The 9428-nt window shown below is 59.6% G+C and carries 13 protein-coding genes; 3 read left to right on the forward strand and 10 right to left on the reverse strand.

The features are described 5' to 3' along the window. Nucleotides 1-15: 15 nt before the first annotated feature. Both AC1DRD_RS04155 and AC1DRD_RS04160 read right to left on the reverse strand, forming a co-directional pair. Nucleotides 16-531 carry a CHRD domain-containing protein gene (locus tag AC1DRD_RS04155; protein WP_478040410.1) on the reverse strand — a complete coding sequence of 172 codons (516 nt, stop codon included), beginning with the start codon at nt 529-531 and terminating at the stop codon, nt 16-18. Between the two features lie 380 nt (nt 532-911). Next, on the reverse strand, nt 912-1169 hold the full coding sequence (locus AC1DRD_RS04160; protein ID WP_478040411.1) for a YjhX family toxin: 258 nt from the start codon (nt 1167-1169) through the stop codon (nt 912-914). A 275-nt stretch (nt 1170-1444) separates the two neighbouring features. On the opposite strand from AC1DRD_RS04160, the gene AC1DRD_RS04165 reads away from it, so the two are divergent. Next, nucleotides 1445-1864 (forward strand): hypothetical protein, encoded by a 420-nt coding sequence (locus tag AC1DRD_RS04165; protein ID WP_478040412.1) that lies wholly within the window; start codon nt 1445-1447, stop codon nt 1862-1864. 7 nt (nt 1865-1871) lie between these two features. Here the strand turns inward: AC1DRD_RS04165 and AC1DRD_RS04170 are convergent, their stop codons facing one another. The 6 genes from AC1DRD_RS04170 to AC1DRD_RS04195 form a co-directional block, all read right to left on the reverse strand. After that, nucleotides 1872-2306: a DUF1330 domain-containing protein gene (locus AC1DRD_RS04170; RefSeq protein ID WP_478040413.1), complete on the reverse strand. Its 435-nt coding sequence runs from the start codon at nt 2304-2306 to the stop codon at nt 1872-1874. Nucleotides 2307-2379: 73 nt separating this feature from the next. Next, nucleotides 2380-3939: a hypothetical protein gene (locus AC1DRD_RS04175; protein ID WP_478040414.1), complete on the reverse strand. Its 1560-nt coding sequence runs from the start codon at nt 3937-3939 to the stop codon at nt 2380-2382. A gap of 20 nt (nt 3940-3959) precedes the next feature. Next, entirely contained in the window at nt 3960-5018 is a 1059-nt protein-coding gene (locus AC1DRD_RS04180; RefSeq protein ID WP_478028346.1) for a ribonucleotide-diphosphate reductase subunit beta, read from the reverse strand. Between the two features lie 14 nt (nt 5019-5032). Continuing rightward, nucleotides 5033-5290: a hypothetical protein gene (locus tag AC1DRD_RS04185; protein WP_478040415.1), complete on the reverse strand. Its 258-nt coding sequence runs from the start codon at nt 5288-5290 to the stop codon at nt 5033-5035. Next, nucleotides 5287-5832 (reverse strand): hypothetical protein, encoded by a 546-nt coding sequence (locus tag AC1DRD_RS04190; RefSeq protein WP_478040416.1) that lies wholly within the window; start codon nt 5830-5832, stop codon nt 5287-5289. The genes AC1DRD_RS04185 and AC1DRD_RS04190 overlap by 4 nt, the downstream gene beginning before the upstream one ends. After that, on the reverse strand, nt 5829-6023 hold the full coding sequence (locus tag AC1DRD_RS04195) for a hypothetical protein (protein WP_478040417.1): 195 nt from the start codon (nt 6021-6023) through the stop codon (nt 5829-5831). The genes AC1DRD_RS04190 and AC1DRD_RS04195 overlap by 4 nt, the downstream gene beginning before the upstream one ends. A 119-nt stretch (nt 6024-6142) precedes the next feature. Between AC1DRD_RS04195 and AC1DRD_RS04200 the strand changes: the two genes are divergently transcribed. Both AC1DRD_RS04200 and AC1DRD_RS04205 read left to right on the forward strand, forming a co-directional pair. After that, the gene (locus AC1DRD_RS04200; protein WP_478040418.1) at nt 6143-6385 is read left to right on the forward strand and encodes a DUF2171 domain-containing protein; all 243 of its coding nucleotides are present in this window, start codon (nt 6143-6145) and stop codon (nt 6383-6385) included. Nucleotides 6386-6466: 81 nt separating this feature from the next. Then, on the forward strand, nt 6467-6733 hold the full coding sequence (locus tag AC1DRD_RS04205; protein ID WP_478040419.1) for a DUF2171 domain-containing protein: 267 nt from the start codon (nt 6467-6469) through the stop codon (nt 6731-6733). Between the two features lie 148 nt (nt 6734-6881). Here AC1DRD_RS04205 and AC1DRD_RS04210 read toward each other — a convergent pair whose 3' ends face one another. Both AC1DRD_RS04210 and AC1DRD_RS04215 read right to left on the reverse strand, forming a co-directional pair. Then, nucleotides 6882-7280 (reverse strand): endonuclease domain-containing protein, encoded by a 399-nt coding sequence (locus AC1DRD_RS04210; RefSeq protein ID WP_478040420.1) that lies wholly within the window; start codon nt 7278-7280, stop codon nt 6882-6884. A 79-nt stretch (nt 7281-7359) separates the two neighbouring features. Beyond that, a complete protein-coding gene (locus tag AC1DRD_RS04215; RefSeq protein ID WP_478040421.1) occupies nt 7360-9279 on the reverse strand; it encodes a ribonucleoside-diphosphate reductase subunit alpha in 1920 nt (639 codons plus the stop codon). Between the last annotated feature and the right edge of the window lie 149 nt (nt 9280-9428).

Consider the following 9428-nt stretch of genomic DNA (forward strand, 5'->3'; position numbering starts at 1 on the left):
TTATGACCTCACCACCTAATTCGGCATCACCTTGCCGCTGATCTCGCCATCCGGGAATTTGTCGGTGTGGATGTTGATCACGATCTTGCCGGCGTTCAGCGCGTCGACGAATTCCTCGAACGTATCCTGATCGTTGAGCAGCTTCGCGCCCTCGGCATAGGCGTAGTTGCGCATCGATACGTGGAACCCGGTCTTGGTCGCGCGATAATTGGCGCCATAGGGCACGGGCAGCACCGCTTCGACATCGTCGGCGGTGCGATATTGGTGGAAATGGACCGGGCCGATCGGCTTGGCGACCAAGGCGTCGTTGAGCTGATCGAGCGTGATCCCCTGGACGTCGAGCTCGACCGAGACGCGTTGCGACTTGGTGTCGACCTTGACCGTCACGCGGCCATGCGCGGGCGATCCGGTCGTCGTCGGGATCGCGGTGCCGTCCAGCGCCGCATGAAAGCTCTCGGTCCTGGCGGCGGCCGGGGTAGCGATCGCGATGGCGGTGACGGCGGTCAGGGCAATCAGGGGAGTGAAGCGCATCGAATCCTCAATTGGCAGGCGAGCACGGGGCACGCGCTCGCGGCTGGTTAGCTCAGGCAAGCTTGCCCCAGGATGAAGCGGGCTCTCCTCCCCGATTTGGCCGGGACATAGGGCCGTTGCGACACCGGCGATAGGACAGACGCGGCACGCAAAATTCCCTCTCCCGTATGCGGGAGAGGGAGGGAGCCGCTCGCAGAGCGGCGGAAGGGTGAGGGCAGGGCGGTTGTTGTCCCGCCTCCGACGTGCCTCGGGCGGAAATGGGGACACGTCCTCACTCCCGTGCGTAGCGGCGCGGCAAAGCCGCGCCGTCGGACCTCGCTGACGCGAGGCCGGCCGCGCTGACCGCCGGTACCGGAAATAGCGGGGCTATTTCCGGGCGCTCAGCGATTATCCAGCTGACTCCGCACCGCCGCCAGCCCCAACCGGCTGATCCGATATGGCTGCCCGCTCTGGCTGAAGATCAGCCCGCGCCGCTTGAGCTTGCGGAACACCGGCAGCGAGCCGTCCGTCAGCACATGGCCTTCGCGGGTGAAGCAGATCGCCTCGACGATCCGCCCGTTGCTGTCACGGCGGTGATGGATCGCGCCGCCCTGCGCGAGCGCGTGCAGCACGCGCTGTTCGTACTTGGAAATGTTCACGTGGAATGTGCCCGTCAGTCGAGAAAACGACCGCGCCGCCCGACCGGGACGTCCCGGCGGGTCGAGCGCATGACGACGGCGCCTCCGGCAAAACCGGGGCCGTCAGGTCAGCGGGCGACAATTTCCTTCATACTTCCCTCAGGGGTGGTGAACGCCGCTGATGTGCCGTTGGGCGGCGGGTTCGTCAAGATTTGGGGGTGTACCAAGACGATATTCGACAAGGGCTTTAGGTGCTTAGCCGACGTGGTAGGATTAGGTTGAAAGGGGAGCTTGTCATGACCGGATGGATCGATTGGCTCCGCAACCTCCGTGGAGTACAATGGCTGGCGCTCGTCGCGTTGCTCTGCGCCTATGCCGTCATCGCAATGCCGTTCCTCGGCATGCCGTGGAATCGGATGGAAGATTTCGTGGCCCTGCTCATGATTTTGGGCGTGTTTGTTTTGCTCGCCACTGGCGGGAATACAGCCGCAGCAAGGCCAGGGCCATCGGGATTTGGCCATCTCGGCAGGGTCGCGATGGCCATGATGTTCATTTGGGGGCAGCCGTGGTGGCCTGTCCCGCGTCCCCAGCAAGCCAGTGATTTTTGGGTCTTCGTCTGGCCGTTCATCGTCCTGGTGAACGCAACTCAGCTTCTGTCGGCGAGGGCGCCAGATACCAAGGGCGCGGCGCTCGACGAGGAACCTGGTCTGGCGTGAGCCGCCGTCAGGCGAAGCCCGCACCCGCCTCGCGAGGATCGCAGCGGATCAGCCGGCTGGTCGCGACCGCCGCCTGGCGATGGACGACCGCGACGCGATAGGCGGGGTCGGTCACCATCTCGAGAAAGGCATGCGCCGACGGGTAGAGCGCGACGAACGCGGTATCCCACGCCTCGTCCGCCGGCCCGGTCAGCACGAGGCGCGGCGCACCCGACCAAATGACATTGCCACCGACGCGGCGAAAGATCAGGCCGCTTTCCGCGCCGTAGCGGGCATAGGCTTCGGCCCCGGTCAGTCCGAGCGCGGCGCAGTCATGGTCGTCGGGATAGGCGGCGCGCTCGCGATAACGGACCAGGTTGAGCATCGCGATCGGCGCGTCGCGAGGGAGCGCCTTGAAGGCGTCGAACTGCTCGCGGGTGGGGTCGATGTGGGCTTCGGGCATTGGGCTCTCCCGGGGCCGATGTGAAGCTATTTCGGAAGTCAGTAAACCGTCACCGCCATCCAAACGAACATGCTTAAAAAAGCAAAGTGGCGATAAATATCAGAACTAATAACCATATCGACAATACGGCGGAAGAAATGGTGAATGGAAGATTTTCGATAGTTATATATTTTGATATAAAATCGAAATTGGATGCAATCTTAACAATTGGAAACGCAATGAAAAATATCGACATAACTATTACATTGAACAAGGCCGTGCTATATATGGCAAAATTCATTGATCCTGCAGGAGATCCCTTATTTATGATCCAATTGTAACCGCCAAGGTCATAAAATAGGGTTTCGGCGAGAAGATTGTCCAGTGCAACTGCCTCTCTATTATCTCTCTCGGCGATATTGTGTTTATGAAACCATCCCTGTCCATTTTCTGGAGATAGAGCAAGATAGGGTGAGAAAGTTAAATACGATCCAACCCCGGAGGTTACATTACTCATTGTATCTTGCAAATTTAACTGGAGATAATAGTTGTAAATTTGTGAGTAACTCACATTTTTGTTATTGTAAGTGACAAGTGGAGTTATGAGCACAGATCGTTCGTGAAGGCAGGCGGAATATATATTATTCAGATTTACAGAGTCTCTTTCAACTAGGATGCTACGATCATTCGCTAAAAACATACTTATAGAGAATTTTTTGCAAAAATTATCTAGAACTTGTGCAAAAGATCTTTTGTCACGAAACTCTACCGAGGAGGTGCTTGAAGAAAAGCCTAATTCCAAGCTGCGGTAGCCCGTTGGATTTCCGCTCGCATCGGTCTGTCGAATCGACTTTCCGTCGGCAGACATGGATGCCTGCGATATGTGGCCTGCTCGAACTTCTTTTCGAGTTAAGTAGAAGTCCAGGTCGTTTCCATTGTTAGATCTATTTCCTTTATAGGAATAACTGACGTCAATCGTGAATATTTTATCTTGATGTGTGATGACATCATACAGTTCTGGATCGGTTATTTTGTTATCTAGCGCTCTGGCCGTTTCGGCGAGCGGGCTATCCAGGAGCCGATCGAACTTAATTTCGATTGGTATACTTCGCTGCGTGGATGTGATGTCGATGTATGAGCAAGCGAGCAGAGCGGCGGGTACGCCAAAAAGGGCGATAGAAGAAGTGATAAGAAAGTCTGCATATGCAACTAGTAAAAACTTGAAGAAATTTGGAGTAGTTCTTAGTATTTCTAAAAAATATAAAGTTTGTGCATTTGCTAATATGTATAACGGCAGGCCTATTAATAGGCAAATCATCCAGCTCAGCTTTTCTGCAGAGCTTCCATATGTCCATACCGATACTATGGTATCATATCTCGATGAACTATATAGTGGCAGAAATAATATTGATCCACCGATGAGTAATACATAGGCAATAGATGATCTAAGTAAGAATCTGCCAGATGTAGATTTTACGCCATACAATTGTGTGTATAATTTCCACGCCCACGCAGCAATGTAGGAATGCCAATCTAGTTGGTTAGATCGTTTTATTAATTCTACGGCCCGTTCTTTGAATGAGGGGGTCGCAAGTTTATCCAAGGCGCCACCAGCACTTAAAGCGGTGGTCACCAAGCCCAGTTCGATAAGCAACGCTCCCCCTCCTAGATCGTTTACTCCGCCGCAATCCCCGCCTTATCGAACATATCCCCTTCGCCGCTCCCGACATCCTCGTTCGCCGCAGGCCCGGCCTTCGCCTTCTGCCGCTTGTCGAAGCTGTCCCACACGTCGTTCCATTGCCCACGCGTCGCCGCCTTCGAATATTCCGTCGCGCGGGTTTCGAAGAAGTTGGCGTGCTCGACGCCGTTGAGCATCGGGGTCAGCCAGGGCAGGGGATGCTCGTCGATCATGTAGATCGGCTTCATGCCGAGCTGGCCCAGTCGCCAGTCGGCGATGTAGCGGATGTACTTCTTGATCTCCTTGGGGGACATGCCGTTGACCGGGCCCTGCTCGAACGCCAGGTCGATGAACGCATCCTCCAGCCGGATCGTCGTCTGGCACACGTCGCCGATATCGTCGCGCACCGCCTTGGTCAGGCAGTCGCGTTCCTGCACGAAGGCGTGAAACAGGCGGATGATGCCTTCGCAATGCAGGCTCTCATCGCGGACTGACCACGACACGATCTGGCCCATGCCCTTCATCTTGTTGAAGCGCGGGAAGTTCATCAGCATCGCGAAGCTGGCGAACAGCTGCACACCCTCGGTAAAGCCGCCGAACATCGCCAGGGTGCGGGCGATATCCTCGTCATTATCGACGCCGAACTGCTGCAGATAGTCGTGCTTGTCCTTCATCTCGGCATATTCGAGGAACATGCCGTACTCGCTCTCGGGCATGCCGATCGTGTCGAGCAGATGGCTGTACGCCGCGATATGCACCGTCTCCATGTTGCTGAACGCGGTCAGCATCATCTTAACCTCGGTCGGCTTGAACACACGGCCGTATTTCTCGTGATAGCAATCCTGCACCTCGACGTCCGCCTGGGTGAAGAAGCGGAAGATCTGGGTCAGCAGGTTGCGCTCATGGTCCGACAGCTTCTGCGCCCAGTCGCGGCAATCCTCGCCCAGCGGCACCTCTTCGGGCAGCCAGTGGAGCTGCTGCTGGCGCTTCCAATATTCATAGGCCCAGGGATATTCGAAGGGCTTGTAGGTCTTGCGGGCACTGAGAAGGGACATGGGCGAACTCCGGACTAGAATGTGATGGGAATGATGCCGCCGATCGGGACGATCCCGAACGACAGAAGAGCGACGACGAGCCACATACCGGGCGTGGCCATGAACAGGACGCGCGCGAAGCGGCGCGCGGCTTCGGGATTGACCGCGCCGGCCTGGGGCGCGGCGCCGACCATCGAATCCGCCTGGTTGGCCATGCGGAGAAAATAGAAGGCAATCACCAGGTCGGTGACGCAGACCAACGAGATCAGGCCGAGGAGCAGGGCGCCGCTCATGATGCGTGCCCTCCGAGCCTGTGCATCACGCTTGTGCCGACGACAAAGACACCCATGGCTAATATGCAAAAGCCGAGAATACGTGATCCGAGAGCATTGTAGGCGTTTGAATCAAAAGAGGCGAGGATCTGTTGGACGCCGAAAACCGGCATCCACCCTAGTCCAAGATCCTCCGCCCAAGCCGGCGCTTCGATTCCGATCAGCGATTTGCCTAGCCACTGGACCAGTACGAAGCCGAGCCAAAAGACGTATAGTACGGTTAGCACGTCATTGGCGGTTCTGAACCTCTGTGGCGCCCCGGGAACCGTGTTCGCCTGATGTTGCGCTATGGCAGTTTCGATCGAGCGCAATTCCTCGAAATAATTGTCCTCGCCTCGCGTGAGACGGCGATCGAGCCGGCGTTGCAGACGGCGCCCCCTCGACGCGTGCCAGCTATCGACGGCGCCAAACTTCCGCGTCGCGATGCCAATGGCCCAGCCGACGGCCGTGACCAGACCCGCCGTCAGCAACGACCAGGCGATATAGTCGCGTGCGCCGCTCATGCGCCCGCTCCCCAGCTCGCCATCGCGGTGGCGAACACCGTCAGGATCGCGGCCAGCGCGAGCAGCATCGTCGCGCCGATGCGCTGGGCATAGATCGCGCCTTCGCTCGCCGCGCGACGCGTGAGGACGATGATCCCGCCCGCGCCGGCGACGCCGGCGACCGCATACATGACGAGGGGCGCGCGGTTCATGCCGCCTTCCTTGCGCCGTAGCGACCGGCATTGGGCATGCGGGAAATCCCGGATGCCGCGCGCCCACGGCCTCGCCTAGGCCAATGGTGTGTCGCCATTCGACAAGAGGAGAAAGAACGATGAGCCAGTTGAGCAACGTCCGCGAGGGTATGGCCGTGATCGGTGCCGATGGCGTCACAGTCGGCGTCGTCGATGCGGTCACGCACCACAGCATCATGCTGCGTCCGACCGGCACGCGTGGTGAGGAAGGCGAGCGCGCCCACTTCATCCCCGCCGGCCTGATCGCCGAGATCGAGGGCGATACCGTGCGGTTGAGCGCCAATGCCGATGTCGCGGTCACGTTCGAGGACGAGCGCCTCTAAGGCGCCGACCAGGGGCATGCGACCAACTTCGCTGTCGCGCGTTCTGCCCGCGTAACCCTCATCACTACAAGGAGCATGACCATGGTCGATCTCAGCCAGATCAAGGAGCATATGGAAGTCATCGGCGCCGACGGCGTCCATGTCGGCACCGTCGATCATGTCGATGGCGACCGCATCAAGCTGACCAAGAAGGATTCGGGCGCGGATGTCGAGGAAGGGCAGGGCAGCCATGCCGGGCACCACCATTACATCTCCAAGGGCCTGATCGCCGACATCGAGGGCGACACGGTGCGGCTGAGCGCCAATGCTGATGTGGCGGTTCAGTTCGAGGAGGAAGAGCAGGCTTGAGGGGAGACTCCCCCTCACCCTTCCGGCGCGACGCGCCTCCCTCCCTCTCCCACAAGGGGAGAGGGAGATTGTAGCGCCCCGGCTCCCTCTCCCCTTGTGGGAGAGGGAGGGAGCGGCGCGTAGCGCCGCGGAAGGGTGAGGGGGACGCTCAACCACGAACTGCCCCCTTCATTACATCGGGCAAGTGATCCGCGATCGCCGAGATCACGCCTTCGACATTACCCATCACATCATTGTTCCAGAAGCGGATCACGCGATATCCTTCGTCGTTGAGGAAACGCGTACGAACCTCATCGCTATCCCTGCGCAACGCATGTGTCGCATCGTCGATCTCGACGATCAGCCTGGCACCATGCGAGCAGAAATCCGCATGATAACGACCCATCGGCACCTGATGGCGGAATTTCGCCTCAGGAAAAGCCTCGCGCAATGCCCGCCGCATGACGAGCTCGGGATCGCCGGCGTTCTTGCGGAGGTCACGCGATCTGGCGGTGGTCGAGGCGGGCAGCAGTTGGCGCTTGGTCAGGCCGTCCGCATTCCCCCTCACCCTTCCGCGACGCTGCGCGCCGCTCCCTCCCTCTCCCACGAGGGGAGAGGGAGATTGGTGGCCGCCTAGCTCTGCCACCTCACTGGCACGCCAGGCATTCGTCATAGTCCGTCGTTTCGCCCAGCTCGAACTTGGGCGCCTCGATCGTGTTGTCGGCTTCGACCCCGCCGGCGAACCCGGCGCGCTGCACCGATTTCGAGCGGAGATAGTAAAGCGACTTCACGCCCAGTTCCCACGCGCGGAAGTGGAGCATCAACAAGTCCCACTTCTCGACATCGGCCGGGATGAACAGATTGAGGCTGGTCGACTGGTCGATATAGGGCGTGCGATCGGCCTGGAGCTCGATCAGCCAGCGCTGGTCGATCTCGAAGCTGGTCTTGTAGCAGTCCTTTTCCTCCTGGCTGAGGAAGTCGAGATGCTGGACCGAGCCGCCGCGCTCGAGGATCGTGTTCCACACCGCGTCGCTGTTCTTCGATTTCTCGATGAAGATCTTCTCGAGATACGGATTCTTGACCGAGAAGGATCCCGACAGCGTTTTGTGGGTGTAGATGTTGGCCGGGATCGGCTCGATGCACGCGCTGGTGCCGCCGCAGATGATCGAGATCGACGCGGTCGGTGCGATCGCCATCTTGCAGCTGAACCGCTCCATCACGCCCATGTCGGCGGCGTCGGGGCAGGGGCCGCGCTCGACCGCCAGCGCCATCGACGCGGCGTCGACCTGCGCGCGGATCTGCTTGAACATCTTCATGTTCCACGACTTGGCCATCGCGCCTTCGAACGGCAGGCCGCGCGCCTGGAGGAACGAGTGGAAGCCCATCACGCCGAGGCCGACCGACCGCTCACGCATCGCCGAATAGGCGGCGCGCTCCATGCCGGGCTCGGCGCGGTCGATGAAATCCTGCAGCACGTTGTCGAGGAAGCGCATGATGTCCTCGATGAAATGCTCGTCCTTGTTCCACTGATCCCAGGTCTCGAGGTTGAGCGAGCTGAGGCAGCACACCGCGGTGCGATCCTTGCCGAGGTGATCCTTGCCGGTCGGCAGGGTGATTTCCGAGCACAGGTTCGAGGTCGAGACCTTGAGGCCGAGATCGCGATGATGCTTGGGCATCGTCGAGTTCACGTGATCGGCGAAGATGATGTACGGCTCACCGGTGGCGAGACGGGTCTCGACCAGCTTCTGGAACAAAGCGCGGGCATCGACCTTGCCGCGCTCGCTGCCGTCCTTGGGCGACTTGAGCGACCATTCGGAGCCGTCGCGCACCGCTTCCATGAAAGCGTCGGGGATCAGCACGCCGTGGTGCAGGTTGAGCGCCTTGCGGTTGAAGTCGCCCGACGGTTTGCGGATCTCGAGGAATTCCTCGATCTCCGGGTGCGAGATGTCGAGATAACAGGCGGCCGAACCGCGGCGCAGCGAGCCCTGGCTGATCGCGAGCGTCAGGCTGTCCATCACGCGGACGAACGGGATGATGCCGCTGGTCTTGCCGTTGAGGCCGACCGGCTCGCCGATGCCGCGGACATTGCCCCAATAAGTGCCGATGCCGCCGCCGCGCGAGGCGAGCCAGACATTCTCGTTCCAGGTATCGACGATGCCGTTGAGGCTGTCGGGCACCGAATTGAGGAAACACGAGATCGGCAGGCCGCGTCCGGTGCCGCCGTTCGACAGCACGGGTGTCGCCGGCATGAACCACAGACGCGAGATATAGTCGTACAGGCGCTGCGCGTGCGCGCCGTCATCGGCATAAGCCGACGCCACGCGGACGAACAGGTCCTGGTACGATTCGCCCGGCAGCAGATAGCGGTCGTTGAGCGTGTCCTTGCCGAAATCGGTCAGGAGGTCGTCGCGGGAATGATCGACCTCGACTGGATATGGCTTGGCGATCGACTTCGAATCGCGCTTCTTCGTCCGGGGTGCCGCATTCGCCTGCACCGTCGCCGCTGCCGCCTCGATCGCATCGGTCGCCATATTTTCGCCCGTTCCTTCGGTGTCTCTGAAATCCATCTCTCGCCCCTGCTTTTCCGCTCGCACAAATCGACTCGGGGGAACGAACCCCCACCTTACCATTCGGGCTCCACAGGCGAGAACAAAAATAGTCCACAGCCTGTTTAAAAAGCACGAGCAGGGTCCTGCCGCGATATAAGATCGCGACT

It is taken from the genome of Sphingomonas sp. P4_G2 (assembly GCF_056401155.1).